Here is a 17,245-nt window from a genome sequence, read left to right as displayed (position 1 = left end):
GCGTCGACGTCCCGCGCGTCGCGTTCGCTCACACCGCCACCTCCAGGGCTGTACGGCGGAACGCGCCGCGGGCGTCGGCGTAACTGTCGAGCAATGCGTCCGTCGTCCGCTGCCACGAGAACCGCCGGGCGTGCCGCAGCGCACCCGCGGCGAGCGTGTCCCGGCGGCGCAACGCCGCGTCGGCCAGCGCACCGGCCCAGTCCGGCGCCCGGTGCGATCCCACGAGCAGCCCCGACGTGCCGTGGTCGACCGCAACGGGCAGCCCGCCCACGGATGCGGCGACCACCGGCGTCCCACAGGCCTGCGCCTCCAGGGCCACCAGGCCGAACGACTCGTTGTGACTCGGCACCGCCACGACGTCCGCGGCGCGGTACACGTCAACGAGCCCCTCGCCGGCCTGCGGCGGCAGGAACCGCATCAGATCGGCGATGCCCAGGTCCGCGGCCAGTGCCTTGAGCGACTCCGGCTGTTCCAGACCGGTTCCCGACGGTCCGCCCGCGATCAGCACCACCAGCCTGTCGCGCAGTTCGGGGCGACGCCCGACCAGTTCCGCCGCCGCACGCAACAGCACGTCCGGCGCCTTCAACGGCTGGATGCGGCCCGCGAACGCCAGCACCACCGCCTCGTCGCTCAGCCCGAGGATCCGCCGCGACCGCGCCTGCGATCCCGGCCGGAACCGTTCCAGGTCGACGCCCGGTGACACGGTCCGCACCGCGCGCGGGTCGGCGTCGTAGAGGTCGACGAGCTGCTCGGCCTCGACGCCCGTGTTGACGATCAGCTGGTCCGCCTCGTCGACGACCTGCTGTTCGCCGATCACCCGCGTGCGGGGTTCCGGTGTGTCGCCCTCGGCCAACGCGGCGTTCTTCACCTTGGCGAGAGTGTGGGCGGTGTGTACCAGCGGCACGCCCCACCGGTCGCGTGCGAGCCAGCCGACCTGGCCGGACAGCCAGTAATGCGAATGGATGAGGTCGTAGTAGCCCGGTTCGTGGAACGCCTCCGTGCGCAGGACGCCGTTCGTGAAGGCGCACAGCTGCGCGGGCAGTTCACCGCGCGACAGTGGTTCGAACGGGCCGGCGGGGATGTGGCGTACGAGCACGCCTGGGGCGAGTTCGGCGACCGGTGGCTGGTCCGACGACGTGGCGCGCGTGAACACCTCGACCTGCACGCCGCGCCTGGCCATCTCCTGGGCCGTCTGGGCGATGTAGACGTTCATGCCACCCGCGTCGCCGGTGCCCGGCTGCTCCAGCGGAGACGTGTGCACGGTCAGCACCGCCACCCGGCGCGGCTGCTGCGTCGCGGCCGCCTGCCGGTACGCGTCCGCCTGCCGGTACCAGGGGATCTTCACCGGTTCACCTTTCTGTACGCGTCGCGGGCGAAGGCCACCAGCTCCTCGCCGAACGTCTGCGCGTCCTCTGCGAACGGAAGATGGCCCACCCCAGGCAACCAACGTCGGCGGGCCCCCGGAATCTTCCCGGCCGCATACTCGGCGGCGGTGATGTCGACAACGGCGTCGCGCTCGCCGTGCAGCACGAGCGCGGGCACGTCGACGGCTTCGAGCACGTCGGCAGAGCCGATGTCCCTGCGGAACAGGCCCGCGCGCACGTGCGGGGGCACGGCGAGGATGCCGTCGACGAGCGATTCGCCGTCCGATCCCGCCGTCATACCGCCGCACAGCCGCTGCACGGCGGGACGCGCGAGGTCGACGTCCGCCGAGAGCGCATCCGGCAGCGCCTCCCGCATCGCCCACCCGACGGCGCCACCCGGGTGACCACGGCCCAGCTCGGTGATCGCGCCGGCGTAGACGATGCCCGCCAGCCCCGCGGTGCCGTGGACACGCAGGTAGTCGGTGATGACGAGCCCGCCGTACGACCAGCCGACCACCACCGCCGGCCTGCCGGCCAGGTCCAGCACCGCCGCGAGGTCGTCGGCCCACACCCGCGGGTCGTCGTAGCCGTCGTCGGGGACGTCGGAGCGGCCGTGCCCACGCAGGTCCATCGCGACCATGCGGAACTCGCCGGCCAGCCGTGGGTCGGACAGCTGCAACTGCCATGCGTCCGCCGACTGGGCCCAGCCGTGCACGAAGACGATCACGGGCGGACCGCCGTCGGCACCTGCCGCGTCTGCTGTGTCCGCCGCTGCGCCGTCGACGATCGCGCCGATCCGGACCCCGTCTGCACCTGTGACCTCGGTTCGCACCCGGGCAGTCTCTCACCCGCTCTCACCCGGTCGAGCAATCCCGGCCGGAGGCGGACGCCACGACGGCGTCGCCGAACGCAGCAGCGCACGGTGCGGCCGCCGGCGACCGGCGGGCCGGGGCGGCCCCGACGGACATCACACCCGGTCGGAGCCGCCCCGGGTTGGCAACGGCGGGCGTCATACCGGACACTTGACCGCAGAGGGGAGTACTTCCGCCCTGGACCTCGCCGGTCAATACGAACGCACGGATTGCGTTCTCGGCAGGTCGCCCGCGAGCCGCGGGTGAAGGAGACCTCGAACGCTGCAACGTTCGCGGAGGTCTGTGTGCTCGTCCAAGCCGCCGGTTCCGGCTCTTCCGGAGCCGCCGAAACCATGGGTTCGCCCATGCTCTGGACGATCAGCATCGCGGTGCTGGTCGCCCTGCTCGTCGCCGACTTCGTGATCACACACAAGCCGCACGAGGTCTCCATGAAGGAGGCCGTCGGCTGGTCGGTGTTCTACCTGGCGCTGCCGTTCGTCTTCGCGCTGTTCGTGTGGCTGGCCTACAGCGGCGGCCAGGCGACCGAGTTCGTGACGGGTTTCGTCGTCGAGAAGTCGCTCTCGGTCGACAACCTCTTCGTGTTCATGCTGATCCTCACCGGGTTCGCCGTTCCCGCCGCGGTGCAGCAGCGCGTGCTGCTCTACGGCATCGTCGGCGCGCTCGTGCTGCGCGGCATCTTCATCGCACTCGGCGCGGCCATGCTGCAGGCGGGCACCTGGGCGTTCCTGGTGTTCGGCCTCATCCTGTTCGTGTCCGCGTTGAAGATCCTCGTGGAAGCGCTCAAGGGTCACCAGGACGAGAAGGACCCGTCCGAGATGCGCTCGGTGAAACTGATGCGGCGGTTCACGCACGTCACCGACGACTACCGCGGCACGAAGATGGTCGTCCGCGAGGCGGGCAAACGCGCGCTCACGCCGTTGGCGATCGTCGTGGTCGCCGTGTTCGCGACCGACATCGTGTTCGCCGTCGACTCGGTGCCCGCGGTGTACGGCATCACCGAGGACCCGTACCTCGTGTTCGCGACCAACGCGTTCGCCCTGCTCGGCCTGCGCGCCCTGTACTTCGTGCTGCAGGCGGTCCTCGCCAAGCTGATCTACCTCAACCACGGCCTGGCGATCATCCTCGCGTTCATCGGCGTGAAGCTCGTGCTGCACTGGGCGCACACCGTGTGGCCCGCGGTGCCGACCATCCCGACGCCGATCTCGCTGCTGGCGATCATCGGCATCCTGGGCGCCGTGACCGTGCTCAGCCTGCGGGTGTCCAAGCGCAACGAGAACCGGGAAGCGGCCGACGCGAAGGCGTAGACTGGGCCGCTCAGGCCCTCACCGGCACCTCAACGACGAGGAGTCGACCATGGTTCTCGATATTCTGATCGTCGCGATCGTCGTCCTGGCGGCCATCATCACCGCTGGGTCGCTCATCGAGGTCCACAAGGACTGACGAGCACCCTCCCGGCCGCCGGGACGACGGCCGCAGACTTCGCCCGCGCCCCGCGGGATCCGTTGTCGCGGCACCCGTCGCCAACGGGCCGGTTGTGGACCGACTCTCGAGCCCCGAATGTCAGCGCCGGCGTTTCGGCGCCGGCTCGTCAGCGGTGGCTTTTCTCGTGGCCGCTCCCGGGAGTTCCCGAGCCGGGAGTCCTCAGCCGGCCATCCCTCAGCCGGCCGTCACAGCGCCGGCCGTCACAGCGCCGACTTGGACTTCCACGTCTCCCAGTCGAGCAGCCAGTCCATGACGTCCGACGTCGTCGGGAAGTCGGCCTTCGAGCCGGTGACCTCGACGGGGTCGCCGAGCATCGCGGAGTCGAAGTACGCCTTGGCGTCGTCGGGCAGCAGGTTGACGCAGCCGTGCGAGGTGTTCCGCTTGCCGATGTTGGCGGCGTTCTCCTGGTTCTCGTGGATGTACTCGCCGTGGTTGGAGATGCGGCAGCACCAGGTCTTCTTGACGTCGGTGTAGCCGTACTCCTCGTTGTCGAAGATCGACGTCGGCTCCTTGGTCATGACGATGACCGTGCCGTTGGGCGTGTTGAGGTCGGGGTTGGCGTCCTCACCGTTGCTGCACGGATAGTTGGCGACCTCGGCACCGTCGCGATACACGCGCATGCGGTGCTCGGGTGTGTGCACCTTGACGACCTGGTTGCGGCCGATGCTGAACTTCGTGGTGACGTCGGCCTTGCCGTACGCGCCGCCGCCGTAGTGCACGCCGTAGAGGTTCGCGGCGACCTCGACCTCGGTGTTGGCAGGCCAGTACTCGCGGGGCCGCCAGTCGACCTGCTGGTCGTTCAGCCACGCCCACGCACCCTCGACCTGCGGTTCCGTCTTGACCGACAGGGCGCGCTGCGCGGCGGCGCGGTCACTGACCGGGGCTTCGAACTTGACGGTGACCGGCTGGCCGACACCCACGACCGCGTCGTCGCCGGGGTACAACGTGGCGCGCACGACCGCGGACGGCTGGACCGTGCTGAACGAGCCGTCGAACTCGGCGGTGCGGCCGTCGCTGTCGGCCGCCTTCGCGGTGTAGGTGTAGCTGCGGCCGTAGCCGAGGGATTCGCCGACGGTCCACTCGGTCTTGTCGTCGTTGAGGCTGCCTTCGACGGCTTTTCCGTCCTCGTTGGTGAGCGTGACCTCGGTGAACGTGCCGTCGGTGACCGTGAGCTTGACCGGCGCGGTGACGTCGACGTCGGTGGCATCTGCCTGCGGCTTCGCGGTGATCTTTGCCTGCGGCTTGGCCGGGGTGTCACCGTTGCCGCCACCGGTGCCTGCGCCCGTGGTGTCGTCACCGCCAGTGCACGCGACGAGCACCCCCGCGGGTGCTGCCACTGCGGCGGCCTTCAGCACTCTCCGCCTGCCGACGGCGCGTTCGCTTCCCCCGCTTTGTCCGAACCTCACGTGTGCCTACCTCCCTGGCCGCGCCAGCACCCCCGCCAGCACCACAACATTACCTGGCAGCATGCCAAGCATGAGCACGCGAACCGCAGTCATCACAGGTGCCAGCGCCGGGATCGGCGCAGCCGCAGCCCGTTCTCTCGCCCAGGCCGGATTCCACGTCGTCCTCGGTGCGCGCCGCCGCGACAAACTCGAGGCGCTCGCCGCGGAAACGTCAGGCACCGCCCTGACACTGGACGTCACGGACGCCGATTCCGTTGCCTCGTTCGCCGAACAGGTTTCGGAGTGCCACGTGCTGGTCAACAACGCGGGCGGCGCGTGGGGCCTCGAACGGGTCGACGAGGCCGACGAGGACCACTGGCGCTGGATGTGGGAGACGAACGTGCTCGGCACCCTGCGCATGACCAAGGCCATGCTGCCGAAGCTCGTATCCTCCGGTGACGGACACGTCATCACGGTGACGTCGATCGCGGGGCACAGCGTGTATCCCGGCGGCTCGGGCTACACATCGGCGAAGCACGCCCAGGCCGCGCTGCACGAGACGCTGCGCGCCGAGCATCTGGGCGACCCGGTGCGGTTGACGGAGGTCGTTCCGGGCGCGGTACAGACCGACTTCTCGGTCAACCGGTTCGACGGCGACGCCGACCGGGCGGCGAAGGTCTACGACGGGTACCAGCCGCTGACGGCCGAGGACGTGGCCGACGTCATCTCGTTCGCCGCCACGCGGCCGTCCCACGTCAACCTCGACCAGATCGTCATGAAGCCGCGCGCCCAGCTCGACGGCAAGACGTTCCACCGCGAGTGAGGGGTTCGGCGGGCGGTCCCAAGGGCACCTTGGGCATTGAACGCAGCCACGCGTAAAGCGTGTCCGTGAGGGGCGGTGCTCGGGCCGGCGGGCGGGCGCCCCGAAGGTGCCCTTGGGGGCGTTCAACGCCCCGGATGTTCCCTTGATGTTGCCGCTTACCGTGGCCGTACCGCTTGCCGTGGCCACGGCGAGGGCCTGCGTCAGGGGCGCCGGGACACGCCCGCCGACACTCCCCGAGCGCTCACAGCTCGCAGTTGATGAGCAGCGGTTCCGGGCGGAGCGTGACGCCGAACGTGCCGGACACACCGTCACGCACCTCGCGGGCCAGCGCGAGCAGGTCCTCGGTGCGCGCCTCGCCGCGGTTGGTCAGGGCCAGCGTGTGTTTCGTCGACAGCGACACCCGCCCGCCAGGGCCCTCGCGTCCCTTGGTGAACCCTGCGCGTTCGATGAGCCACGCCGCGGAGAGCTTCACCCCGTCGTCGGCGGGGTACTGCGGTACGGACACGTCGTCGCCCACGACGCTGGCGATGCGGCTCAGCACGTCACCCACCTGCGCCTCGGGCACGATCGGGTTGGTGAAGAACGAACCCGCGCTCCACGTGTCGTGGTCGTCGGGGTCGAGAACCATGCCCTTGCGGCGGCGCAACCCCAGCACCGCCTCGCGCGCCGCCGCGGCGGGCACCCGGTCGCCGACCTCGACGCCGAGTGTGCGGGCCAGTTCGGCGTAGCGGATCGGCGCGGACAGACCGTCCTCGCGAAGGTGGAACCGCACCGACAACACCACGCCGTTGTCAGTTCCCTTGAGCATGCTCGTCCGGTAGGCGAAGCCGAGTTCGCCGGCGGCGAGGGTGCGCACCTCACCGGTGGTGCGGTCGTAGAGCTCGATCGAATGCAGCACGTCGCTGATCTCACAGCCGTACGCACCGACGTTCTGGATGGGCGTGGCGCCCGCCGATCCGGGGATGCCGGACAGGCACTCCAGCCCGCCGTAGCCCTCGGCGACGGTCGCGGCGACGTAGGCGTCCCAGTCCTGCCCCGCCCGCACGGTCGGCCCGTCCCATCCGGTGTCGGCGATGCGCACGGCGGTGCCGTCGAACCCGTCGTCGGATACGACGAGGTTCGAGCCACCGCCGACCAGCAGGACGGGCTCACCGGCCGCGTCGAGGTCGCCGACGAGGCCGGCGAGTTCGGCCGACGTGGTCGCCGTCACGAACCGGCGCGCGGGCCCGCCGAGGCGCAGTGTCGTGTAGTTGCGCAGGTCGCGGCAGGTGGACGTTTCGACAGTGCTCACAACCCGCAACGGTACTGTCCCGGTCATGGCTTCCCGTATCGAGCATCGGGCGACGTTCCCCGCCTCCGTCGCCGACGTCGTCGCCGCCCAGTCCGACGAGGCCGCGTTGCGCGCGCGGCTGGACGAGATCGGCGGCGTCGGTGCCGCGCTCGAGGATCACGCCGTCGACGGTGACGAGGTGCGGTACACGCTGGTGCAGGGCGTCCCTGCGGACAAACTGCCGTCGGTGGCTCAGAAGTTCGTCTCGGGTGACCTGATGGTGCGCCGCGAGCACACCTGGAACGGGGCCGAGGGCACGATCCGCGCGCAGGTCGACGGCATTCCGGGCGAGATCACCGGGACCGTGTCGGTGGAGCCTGGCGGCGACGCGAGCGCGCAGCAGGTCACGCGCGGCGAGGTGACGGTGAAGATCCCGCTGGTGGGCGGCAAGCTCGAAGGGCTGATCGCGGAGCAGGTCACGACGCTGCTCGAGCGGGAGGCCGACTTCACGACGTCGTGGCTCGCGCGCAGCTGAAGCGCGCCGAGCCGCTCGGCTCGCCGACCAGAGGAACCACGAACCCGAATCGCCTGCGGCGCGTCGACCGCTGGCTGGTCACCGACCTCGGGGTGCGGCGCGCGCTGCGCGCCGAGGCCTCGCCACTGGTCGTCGACCTCGGCTACGGCGCGTCGCCCGTGACGACCGTGGAGTTGGCGACGCGGCTGCGCACGGCGGTCCCGGACGTGCGTGTGCTCGGGTTGGAGCTCGACCCGGAGCGGGTGGCCGCGGGCGAGGCGGTCGCCACTCCGCCAGTACTGGACTTCCGGCGCGGCGGATTCGAACTGGCAGGCAGCAGGCCGGCGGTGGTTCGGGCGTTCAACGTGCTGCGGCAGTACGACGAGTCGGACGTCGAACCGTCGTGGCGGGCGATGCTCGAACGGATCGCACCGGGTGGGCTGCTCGTCGACGGCACGTGCGACGAGATCGGCAGACTGTGCACGTGGGCGACGGTGTCGCATCGAGGCCCGGTGTCGCTGACGCTCTCGTGCCGCGTCGCTTCGCTGGACCGTCCGTCCACTGTGGCCGAACGCCTACCGAAGGCGTTGATCCACCGGAACGTTCCGGGTGAACGCATCCACGATCTACTGTCCCGATTGGACCAATGCTGGGCGACGGCAGCGCCGTTCTCGGCGTTCGGCCCACGGGCGCGGTGGACGGAGACGGTGCGTCTGCTCGCCGCGTCCGGTTGGCCGGTCCTGAGCCGCCCGGCGCGGTGGCGCCTCGGCGAACTCACCGTCCCGTGGACGTCGATCGCCCCACGCTGACCCGCACGTCCTGCACAGGGCACGCCATGTTGCGTCTTCCAGGGCCCGTGTTGCGGTTTCCAGGGGCCGTGTTGCGCTTTCCGGGGCCCGTGTTGCGGTTTCCAGGGGCCATGTTGCGTTTCCCAGAGACCGTGTTGCGCACTCCGGGCAACGACCTCCGCACGCGGCCCACGGACCTGGCCGCCACCTACGATCGGCGCATGGAGAACCGTGATCGCGCGTTCCTCGCTGCCGGACGAATCGCGCTCGGCCTCGTCGGCGACCCCGCCGTCGAACGGAACTGGGATTCCGACAGCTCCCTCGAGCGGATGACGGTCGGCATGCTCGCCTGCCACCTCGGCAGGCAGGTCGTGCGGGCCGCGGAGATCCTGCCCGTGCCGGCGACGGACCCGCCGATCGACAAGACCGCGGACCACTACCGACGTGCCGCGTGGGTGCTGGCCGATTCACTCGACGACCCGGCGAACGACCGGACCCGGGACGAATCCGAGGCCGCTAGCGGGTTCGACGCCATGGTGCGCAGATGCCGAGAGGCTTTCGACCAGGTGGACGATCTCCTGCGCAGCAACCGAGCCCAGCGGACCGTCACGATTCCTTGGCAGGGGTGGAGCCTTCGCCGCACCGACTTCCTCCTCACCCGGCTGGTGGAGATCGTCGTTCACTCCGACGACCTCGCACGCAGCGTCGACGTCGCCACGCCGACTTTTCCCGCGGATGCATTCGCGCCGGTGCTCCACCTCCTGGCAGATCTGGCCACGGAACGTCACGGTCAGGCTCGGTTGATCAGCGCGTTGGCCCGCACCGAGCGGATGCCGACGACTGTCAGCGCCTTCTGATCGACGCCAGCGGGGTCGTGTTGCGTTTCCCAGGGGCCGTGTTGCGCACTCCGGTGGACGTTTTCGTTACGCGGCCCCGCCTTGTGCTGCGGGATTCCCGATGCGACAGTGCCGCGACAGGTCGCCCCGGCCGGCAGGTGCGGCACTCGGACGAGCCCGGGTGCCGATCTCTTCGTCCCGGAGGGGGCGATCTCGACGTGGTGAGCGCAGAACTCTCGCCGGCGAGCGCAGCAAGTCGAGGTTCCGAATGCAGAACACCCGGTGCTGACTGCAGCAGTCGAGGTTCCGAATGCAGAACACGGGTGGCCGAGTGCAGAACACGCGGGGTGCAGAACACGCGCGACGAGCAAGACGTCGGCCGGCCTTGGTGGGGGTAGCCCCACCAGGGGTCTCGGGGTCCGCCCGGACATGTCCCTGACATCGGCCGCATCCCCTGGTCAATGCCGTTTCTCCGGTGTTTTTCTCCTCCTTGTACGCATTCGATGCACACCCGAGGAACGGAGAGCGCCATGCCCGTGTTGTCCACCGCGGCCACGCGGACCTACACGGCCCGCATCGCCGACACCCGAGACGAGGTCCGTGCCGCGCAACGGCTCCGGACGGCCGTGTTCGCCGGCGAACTCGGCGCCGACCTGACAGCCGCTCATGCCGGCGAATCGCAACACCAGCACCGGAATCTGCAACACGGCGACACGAATGCAGAACACGCGGGTCTGAACGCAGGACACGCGGTGTCGAATGCAGGACACGCGGTGCTCGACGCCGACGCGTTCGACGAGCTGTGCGATCACCTCATCGTCACGCACGAACCGACCGGCGAGATCGTCGGCACGTACCGCATCCTTCCGCCGCACCGCTCGCCCGTCCCGTACTCCGCCACCGAGTTCGACCTCGGTGCCCTCGACCCCCTCGCCGGCGAGATCGTCGAGGCGGGCCGTTCCTGCGTCGCTCCCGCTCACCGCAACGGTTCCGTCATCACGCTGATGTGGTCCGCACTCGCCAGGTACACGCTGCTGGCAGGCCATCGCTACCTGGGCGGTTGCGCGTCGGTGCCGCTGGCCGACGGCGGCCACGCGGCGGCGACCGCCTGGCATCTCGCGGCCACCCGGCACGCTTCACCGGCCGAGTACCGCGTGCGCCCGTACCGTCCCTGGCTGCCACCGCACCGCGCCGACCACCCGCGGTACGCCGACCTTCCACCACTGCTGCGCGGCTATCTGCGCCTCGGTGCCTGGGTCTGCGGACCGCCCGCCCACGACCCGGATTTCGACGTCGCGGACTTCTACGTGCTGCTGCGACTCGCCGACGTCGACGACCGCTACCTGCGTTACCTGCGTTACCTGCTCGGAGACGACCGGTGAACGCGGGAGCGGGCCCGTGGCAGGCGAGTTCACCATGCACTCCCCGCTGCGTCACGCACCAGTTGCCGCCGGTGTCGACCATGGAGAGCGTGCGGCGAACCGTGGCCCTCGCGAAAGTCCTGACCGGCACTCTCCCCGACGACACCGACGGTGACCACGACACCGGCGACACCATCCGGCGCCGAGCGGCGGCGGCCCTCGACACCCTGGGCGTCACGCTCACGGCGACGGGCCCGCTCGCCGTGGCGGGGTCTCCACGGCGCACCGACGAGTGCCCGGCGACCGGGTGGCACCCGGGGACAGCGGCGCACGAGTGGGCACAACACGACCGCATGGCTGCAATCGCGCGGCAGCGCGTCGATGAGAGGCGGCGGTCGGGTGACGGGCGAGCGCAACACAGCCCCCGGGAAACGCAACACGGCGGCGTCGGGACGCTCGTGGTCGCGAATCACGTGTCGTGGCTGGACATTCCGGCGTTGCTGGCTCTCGAACCGTTGACGTTCCTGGCGAAACGTGAGGTCGCGAGCTGGCCCTTCATCGGCAGGCAGGCGCGGCGGATGGGGACGTTGCTGCTCGACCGGTGGTCGCTGCGCGGGCTGCCGGCCTCGGTCGACGCCGTCGCCGAGCGTCTCCGCGCAGGCGAGACCGTCATGGCCTTCCCCGAGGCGACGACGTGGTGCAGCGGCCCGGGCGGCCCGTTCCGCCGGGCCGTGTTCCAGGCCGCGCTGGACGCCGGCGCACCGATTCGTCCCGTCACGCTGTCCTACCGCCAGCGCGGCGAACCGTCCACGATCGCGGCGTTCGTCGGCGACGACGGCCTCGCCTCCTCGCTGCCCCGCGTGATCCGTGCCCGCGATCTGACGATCCACGCCGAGTGCCACCGCCCCCTCGAACCGGCAGGCGACCGCCGCGCGCTCGCCCACCGCGCGCAGCGCGCCGTTCAGGGCGAGTCTCAACGCCTCACGCGCGCCGTCCACGCGACGGGTTCCCGCGGGCACACCGGCACCGACGCCGGGGCCGCGCATGTTTGACGTGCTGCACGACATCACCACGCTGCTGCAGAGCCACCTCGACGAGCCGTGGCTGTGGCTGGTGGTGTTCGCGATCGCCGGGCTGGATGCACTGCTTCCGTTCATGCCCAGCGAGTCGACCGTGATCACGATGGCGGTGCTGCTGGGTACCTCCGACGTGACGGCGCTGGCCGGTCTGACCGCGGTGGCGGCGTTCGGCGCCTGGGCGGGTGACTGCGCGGGCCACGGGATCGGCCGCGGGCTGGGCCCGTTCGGCATCTCGCGGCTGGTGCGCAGCGAACGCGGCAGGCGCAACTACGCGTGGGCCGCCGACCGGCTCGACAGGCACGCTGTGGTGTTGATCGTCGCGGGTCGCTACTTCCCGGGCGGGCGGGTCGCGTCGGCGCTGGCGACGGGCGGGCTGAGGTATCCGTTCGGCCGGTTCGCGCTGCTCGACCTCGCGGGCACGACGATCTGGGCGGTCTACTCGGTGCTCATCGGGGCGGCGGGTGCGGCGAGTTTCGCCGACGATCCGGTTGCGGGACTGCTCGCCGCGTTCGCACTGGGACTGCTGACCTTGGGTTTCGTCGAGGGTGGCAGGCGGCTACTGTCGCGCCGTGAACACCGACGCGGCAAATCCGAACCACACCCCCAGCCCGCGGAGCAACGACCGTCCGCGGAGCAACGACGGTCCGCAGGGCAACGACGGTCCGCTGAGCTACGAGACCCTGTTGACGGCGTTCGACGAGCAGGGCGACGCGTTGCGGGAGGCGGCGCTGGCGGCGGGCCCGGAGGCGACGGTGCCGACGTGTCCGGAGTGGACTGTCGCGCGCCTCGTTAGGCACGTGGCGGCGGTGCAGGCGTGGGTGCTGGCGTGCATCGCCGATCCGCACGGCGGTGAACCGCGCGGCGAGCGCCCGCCGAAGGAGTGGGACGAGATCGTCCCGTGGTGGGACGGCACCCGCGCGGAGCTGCGCCGGGCGTTCGACAGCGGCCCGGAAACACCGGCCCACATGCCGTTCCCGTGCTACGAGGCGAATCTCCGCGCATGGGCCCGCAGGCAGGCACACGAGGCCGCCATCCACCGGCTCGACGCCGAACTCGCCGCAGGACGGGACGCCACGACGTTCGACACGATGTTCGCGGCCGACGGCGTGGACGAGGCGTTGTCGATGATCATCCACCGCAGGAGGGCGGACTGGTCGGCGGTCGAGGCGCGCGGCACGGTGCTGGTGCACGCCGAGGACGCCCGCAGGCTGTGGTCGCTGGCGCTCGCGCCGGGGCAGCCGCCCGCACTGACGGGCCCCGCCGACCCCGACGTCACCCTCAGCGGCGGTGCGGACGCCGTCTACAAGCGGCTCTGGCGCAGGCCTGCCGACGTGTCGATCACCGGCGAAGCCACGCTCCTCGATCCGCTCGAGACCCCCTGACCAGCGCGAACTCCGTCGGCGGATAATGGGTGGCCGTGCCCGATACGCGCAAGTACGTCATCAAGTTCGGCTGCCCCGACCGCACGGGGATCGTCGCCCGCATCTCGTCGTTCCTCGCCGAGCTCGGCGGCTGGATCACCGACTCGGCCTACCACACCGACCCGGACACGGGCTGGTTCTTCACGCGGCAGGTGGTGACCGCCGAGTCCGTCCCGTTCGACATCGACGAGCTGCGCGCGCGGTTCGCCGGTATCGCGCGGTCGCTCGGTGCGGAGGCCGACTGGAAGGTCTTCGACAGCGCCGAACGCAGGCGCGTGGTGATCCTCGTGTCGAAGGAGGGCCACTGCCTGTACGACCTGCTGGGCCGCGTCGCCTCCGGGGAGTTGGACGTCGACGTCGCCGCGGTGATCGGCAACCACGAGCACCTCGCAGACATCACGCGTGCGCACGGGATCCCGTTCCACCACGTGCCGTTCGGCACCGGCCCCGAGTCGAAGGCCGAGGCGTTCGCGCAGGTGGCGAAGCTGGTCGACGCCCACGACCCGCACGCGGTGGTGCTGGCGCGGTTCATGCAGATCCTCCCGCCGGAACTGTGCGAGGCGTGGCAGGGCCGCGCGATCAACATCCACCACAGCTTCCTGCCGTCGTTCATCGGCGCGCGCCCGTACCACCAGGCGCACCTGCGCGGCGTGAAGCTGGTCGGCGCGACGTGCCACTACGTGACGGCCGACCTCGACGCGGGGCCGATCATCGAGCAGGACGTGATGCGGGTCGACCACACCGATTCGGTCGACGACATGATCCGCAAGGGCCGCGACGTCGAGAAGGTGACGCTCTCGCGCGGCCTGCGGTGGCACCTAGAGGGCCGCGTCCTCGTGCACGGCAACCGGACCATGGTGCTGTGACGCGGGCTGCGCGTCCCCGCCCGTCGATCCAGGCACCGGCTCCTGCTCCGTCGAGGCCGGTGTGGCCGCGGACGCCGAGCGGGCGGTGCGGGCCGCGGGGACGATCATCGGCGTGCCGGTCTCGGGGTCGTCGATGACGCGGCACGACAGGCCGAACACGTCCTCGACGAGGCCGGCGGTGACGATCCGCGACGGCTCGCCCTGCGCGGCGACGATCCCGCCGGGGCGCATGACGACGAGGTGCGTGGCGTAGCGGCACGCCTGGTTGAGGTCGTGCAGCACGGCCACGAGGGTGTGCTCGCCGTCGTCGTGCAGGTCCGCACACAGGTCCAGGACCTCGATCTGGTGCGCGATGTCGAGGAACGTCGTCGGCTCGTCGAGCAGCAGGATCGGCGTCTGCTGGGCCAGCACCATCGCCAGCCACACGCGTTGCCGCTGCCCGCCGGACAGTTCGTCGACGACCCGCTGCGCCAGGTTCGCGACGCCGGTGAGCCGCATCGACTCGGCCACGACGGCCTCGTCCTCGGCCGACCACTGCCGGAGCACGCTCTGGTGCGGGTACCGGCCGCGGGCGACGAGGTCGCCGACGGTGATGCCGCCGGGCGCGGTGGACGACTGCGGCAGCAGGCCCAGCCGCTTGGCCACGTCCTTCGACCGCCGCGACGTGATCGCCTTGCCATCGAGGTGCACCGTGCCCGCCTTGGGTTTGAGCATCCGCGCGAGCGCTTTGAGCAGCGTCGACTTGCCGCACGCGTTGGGGCCGATGATCGCGGTGAACGAACCGTCGGGGATGTCGACGGACAGCTCCCGCGCGACGGTCGCCTGGTCGTAGGCGAGCGTGAGGTCTTCGGCGCGCAGCCTCGTCATGCGTACCTGCCCTTTCCGCGCCATTCGGACGCCAGCAGCCAGATCAAGTACAGCCCGCCGACACAGCCCGTGGCCGTTCCGACGGGTAGCTGTGCCGCGGGGAACAGTTGCTGCACCAGCAGGTCTCCCGTGGCCAGCAGCAGTGCCCCGACGAGCGCGGTCGTCACCAGACCCGGCGCCGACGTGCGTGTGAGCCTGCGCGTGAGCTGCGGCGCGGCCAGCGCCACGAACGTGATGGGTCCAGCGGCGGCGACGGCGAACGCGGCGAGCAGCACGCTCACGCCGATCAACAACGTCCGGTCACGCCCGGTGCGCACGCCGAGCGCACCCGCGGTGTCGTCGCCGAGTTCCATCATCGACAGCGACCGCGTGCGCGACAGCGCCACCGGCAGCAGCACGGCCAGCGTGACGGCGGCCGCGACGACGTGTTCCCAGCCGCGAGAGTTGACGCTGCCGACGAGCCATGCCTGCGCGGTGAGCGCGTCGTGCAGGCTCGCGCGCGTGATGAGCATCGAGTTCGCGGCGACGGCGAGCGCGTTGATACCGATGCCCATCAGCACGAACCGCAGGCCGCTCACGCCGCGGTGGTACGCGAGAACGTAGATCAGCAGAGCTGCGACGACGCCGCCGGTCAGCGCACCGAGCGAGACCTGCAGCATCGTGCCGCCGAGCACCGTGATGACGACGAGCGCGCCGGTCGCGGCCGCACTGGTGAATCCGATGACGTCGGGGCTGCCGAGCGAGTTGCGGGTGACGGTCTGCAGGATCGCACCGCTGACGGCGAGCATCGCGCCGACGAGCACCGCCACCAGCAGCCGCGGCAGCATCAGCGTGTAGACGACGAAGTCGCCCGTCTCGTCGCCGCGGCCGGCGAGGGAGGCGAGCACCTGGCCGAGGGTCAGCGAGTACTCGCCCGCGGTCAGCGTCACGACCATGACGGCGGCGAGCAGCGCCGCGACGACGGCGCCGACGACGAGCGTCCGCGGTGCGATGCGCAGCGAAAGGCCGCCCGCACGGACGACGCGACCGGTGACGGCCCGCGCGTCGGTGGCCCGGGTGCCGGCGGCATGCGTATCGACGGCCCGTGGGTCGGCGGGTCCGGTGTCGGCGGGTCCGGTGTCGGCGGGTCCGGTGTCGGCGGGTCCGGTGTCGGCGGGCCGGGTGTCGGCGGGGTTCGGCGGCGGGGTCACAGGGCTGCCAGCTTTCGTTTGCGGCACAGCGCGAGGAACACCGGCACACCGACCACCGCCGTGACGATGCCGACCTGGATCTCCGCGGGCGGTGCGATGACTCGGCCCACGAGGTCGGCGCCGACGAGCAACGTGGGCGCCAGCACGAGCGAGTACGGCAGCACCCAGCGCTGGTCGGGTCCGGCGAGGAACCGGGCGACGTGCGGGACGGCCAGTCCCACGAACCCGATCGGCCCGACGGCGGCCGTCGCCGCGCCGCACAGCAACGTGATGGCGACGGCTCCGGCGATGCGGATGCGGTCGGGGTGGGCGCCCAGTGCGCGGCCGAGGTCGTCACCCATGGCGAGTGCGTTGAGCGGGCGCATCAGCAGCAGCGCCGCCACGATGCCGACGGCCATGAACGGCAGGACCGGCAGCAGCACGTCGTAGTAGCGGCCGGACAACGAGCCGACCTGCCAACGCCGGAACTCTTCGAACGCATCCGGCGCGGTGAGCATGAGGCCGCTGTTGACGGCGAACAGCACCGCGGTGACGGCTGCACCCGCGACGACGAGACGTTCGGGGGTGGCGCTACGCGAACCCGCGCTGCCGAGCGCGTAGACGACCACACTGGCGACGGCTGCCCCGGCGAACGCCAGCCACACGTAGCCGAGCACGGTCGTGATGCCCAGGTAGGTGAGCGCCAGCGCGACACCGGTCGAGGCGCCCATCGTGATGCCGAGCAGCCCGGGATCGGCGAGCGGGTTGCGGGTGAGCGCCTGCATGAGCGCGCCCGCGAGGCCGAGACTCGCGCCGACGAGCACGGCGAGGATCGTGCGCGGGATGCGGTACTCGTGGATGACCACGGCCGCGTCGGAGCCGTCGCTGTGCCACAGCAGGTCCCAGGTCTGCAGCAGCGGAATCCCTTTCGACCCGAACCACACGCTCGCCAGCGCCAGGAACAGCAACGCGCCCGCGGCCACCAGGAGCCCGGCGCCCCGCGCCACGGTCCCCCGCGTGGTGACACCGGTCGCCGTGACGGACCCGGTGTCCGTGGCGGTCCCGCTCGTGGCGGACGGCCCGGACTGGGCTCGGGGTCCGGGCTCGGCTTCGGTCCCGGCGGTCGACGGCATAAGGTGAGGCTAACC

General features: G+C 71.0%; 17 protein-coding genes. 10 read left to right on the top strand and 7 right to left on the bottom strand.

The features are described 5' to 3' along the window. Positions 1 to 28: 28 nt before the first annotated feature. Together mshA and LY40_RS20715 are read right to left on the bottom strand one after the other, a co-directional pair. Positions 29 to 1,345, bottom strand: a complete 1,317-nt coding sequence (gene mshA / locus LY40_RS20720) for a D-inositol-3-phosphate glycosyltransferase (protein ID WP_372497714.1) — start codon at positions 1,343 to 1,345, stop codon at positions 29 to 31. Beyond that, the gene (locus tag LY40_RS20715) at positions 1,342 to 2,196 is read right to left on the bottom strand and encodes an alpha/beta fold hydrolase (RefSeq protein WP_258937895.1); all 855 of its coding nucleotides are present in this window, start codon (positions 2,194 to 2,196) and stop codon (positions 1,342 to 1,344) included. The genes mshA and LY40_RS20715 overlap by 4 nt, the downstream gene beginning before the upstream one ends. 372 nt (positions 2,197 to 2,568) lie before the next feature. On the opposite strand from LY40_RS20715, the gene LY40_RS20710 reads away from it, so the two are divergent. After that, positions 2,569 to 3,540, top strand: coding sequence for a TerC/Alx family metal homeostasis membrane protein (locus LY40_RS20710; RefSeq protein ID WP_183785058.1), 972 nt, complete (start codon positions 2,569 to 2,571; stop codon positions 3,538 to 3,540). Positions 3,541 to 3,918: 378 nt separating this feature from the next. On the opposite strand, the gene LY40_RS20705 is transcribed toward LY40_RS20710, so the two are convergent. After that, on the bottom strand, positions 3,919 to 5,124 hold the full coding sequence (locus tag LY40_RS20705) for a L,D-transpeptidase (RefSeq protein ID WP_258937894.1): 1,206 nt from the start codon (positions 5,122 to 5,124) through the stop codon (positions 3,919 to 3,921). A 70-nt stretch (positions 5,125 to 5,194) separates the two neighbouring features. On the opposite strand from LY40_RS20705, the gene LY40_RS20700 reads away from it, so the two are divergent. After that, complete coding sequence (locus tag LY40_RS20700) at positions 5,195 to 5,926, top strand: SDR family oxidoreductase (protein ID WP_183780024.1); 732 nt, start codon at positions 5,195 to 5,197, stop codon at positions 5,924 to 5,926. Positions 5,927 to 6,167: 241 nt separating this feature from the next. Here LY40_RS20700 and LY40_RS20695 read toward each other — a convergent pair whose 3' ends face one another. Further along, on the bottom strand, positions 6,168 to 7,217 hold the full coding sequence (locus LY40_RS20695; RefSeq protein WP_258937893.1) for a UDP-N-acetylmuramate dehydrogenase: 1,050 nt from the start codon (positions 7,215 to 7,217) through the stop codon (positions 6,168 to 6,170). Positions 7,218 to 7,242: 25 nt separating this feature from the next. Between LY40_RS20695 and LY40_RS20690 the strand changes: the two genes are divergently transcribed. From LY40_RS20690 to purU, 8 genes are all read left to right on the top strand, one after another. Next, positions 7,243 to 7,731, top strand: a complete 489-nt coding sequence (locus LY40_RS20690; RefSeq protein ID WP_183780031.1) for a DUF2505 domain-containing protein — start codon at positions 7,243 to 7,245, stop codon at positions 7,729 to 7,731. Then, a complete protein-coding gene (locus LY40_RS20685; RefSeq protein ID WP_258937892.1) occupies positions 7,713 to 8,519 on the top strand; it encodes a class I SAM-dependent methyltransferase in 807 nt (268 codons plus the stop codon). Before LY40_RS20690 ends, LY40_RS20685 begins: the two co-directional genes overlap by 19 nt. A 200-nt stretch (positions 8,520 to 8,719) precedes the next feature. After that, entirely contained in the window at positions 8,720 to 9,355 is a 636-nt protein-coding gene (locus tag LY40_RS20680; RefSeq protein WP_183780034.1) for a maleylpyruvate isomerase N-terminal domain-containing protein, read from the top strand. A 509-nt stretch (positions 9,356 to 9,864) separates the two neighbouring features. Beyond that, the gene (locus tag LY40_RS20675; RefSeq protein ID WP_258937891.1) at positions 9,865 to 10,716 is read left to right on the top strand and encodes a GNAT family N-acetyltransferase; all 852 of its coding nucleotides are present in this window, start codon (positions 9,865 to 9,867) and stop codon (positions 10,714 to 10,716) included. An 89-nt stretch (positions 10,717 to 10,805) separates the two neighbouring features. Beyond that, positions 10,806 to 11,747 carry a lysophospholipid acyltransferase family protein gene (locus tag LY40_RS20670; RefSeq protein WP_258937890.1) on the top strand — a complete coding sequence of 314 codons (942 nt, stop codon included), beginning with the start codon at positions 10,806 to 10,808 and terminating at the stop codon, positions 11,745 to 11,747. After that, positions 11,740 to 12,567: a DedA family protein gene (locus tag LY40_RS20665; RefSeq protein ID WP_258937889.1), complete on the top strand. Its 828-nt coding sequence runs from the start codon at positions 11,740 to 11,742 to the stop codon at positions 12,565 to 12,567. The genes LY40_RS20670 and LY40_RS20665 overlap by 8 nt, the downstream gene beginning before the upstream one ends. Beyond that, positions 12,458 to 13,156: a maleylpyruvate isomerase family mycothiol-dependent enzyme gene (locus tag LY40_RS20660; RefSeq protein WP_258937888.1), complete on the top strand. Its 699-nt coding sequence runs from the start codon at positions 12,458 to 12,460 to the stop codon at positions 13,154 to 13,156. Before LY40_RS20665 ends, LY40_RS20660 begins: the two co-directional genes overlap by 110 nt. A 29-nt stretch (positions 13,157 to 13,185) precedes the next feature. Then, the gene (gene purU / locus LY40_RS20655) at positions 13,186 to 14,061 is read left to right on the top strand and encodes a formyltetrahydrofolate deformylase (protein WP_183780042.1); all 876 of its coding nucleotides are present in this window, start codon (positions 13,186 to 13,188) and stop codon (positions 14,059 to 14,061) included. Here the strand turns inward: purU and LY40_RS20650 are convergent. Genes LY40_RS20650 through LY40_RS20640 form a run of 3 tightly spaced genes read right to left on the bottom strand, consistent with a single transcriptional unit; the run spans position 14,014 to position 17,230 of the window. Further along, complete coding sequence (locus LY40_RS20650) at positions 14,014 to 14,928, bottom strand: ABC transporter ATP-binding protein (protein WP_258937887.1); 915 nt, start codon at positions 14,926 to 14,928, stop codon at positions 14,014 to 14,016. The two genes, purU and LY40_RS20650, sit on opposite strands and share 48 nt — an antisense overlap. After that, a complete protein-coding gene (locus LY40_RS20645; protein WP_372497715.1) occupies positions 14,925 to 16,118 on the bottom strand; it encodes a FecCD family ABC transporter permease in 1,194 nt (397 codons plus the stop codon). Before LY40_RS20645 ends, LY40_RS20650 begins: the two co-directional genes overlap by 4 nt. Beyond that, positions 16,115 to 17,230, bottom strand: coding sequence for a FecCD family ABC transporter permease (locus tag LY40_RS20640; protein ID WP_258937886.1), 1,116 nt, complete (start codon positions 17,228 to 17,230; stop codon positions 16,115 to 16,117). The genes LY40_RS20645 and LY40_RS20640 overlap by 4 nt, the downstream gene beginning before the upstream one ends. Positions 17,231 to 17,245 lie beyond the last annotated feature (15 nt).

This window comes from Prauserella salsuginis, assembly GCF_024648885.1.
In the GTDB taxonomy this organism is placed as follows: Bacteria; Actinomycetota; Actinomycetes; order Mycobacteriales; family Pseudonocardiaceae; genus Prauserella; species Prauserella salsuginis.
The sequence above is the reverse complement of the archived record's forward strand: the minus strand, read 5'-3'. Positions and strand labels throughout refer to the sequence as shown.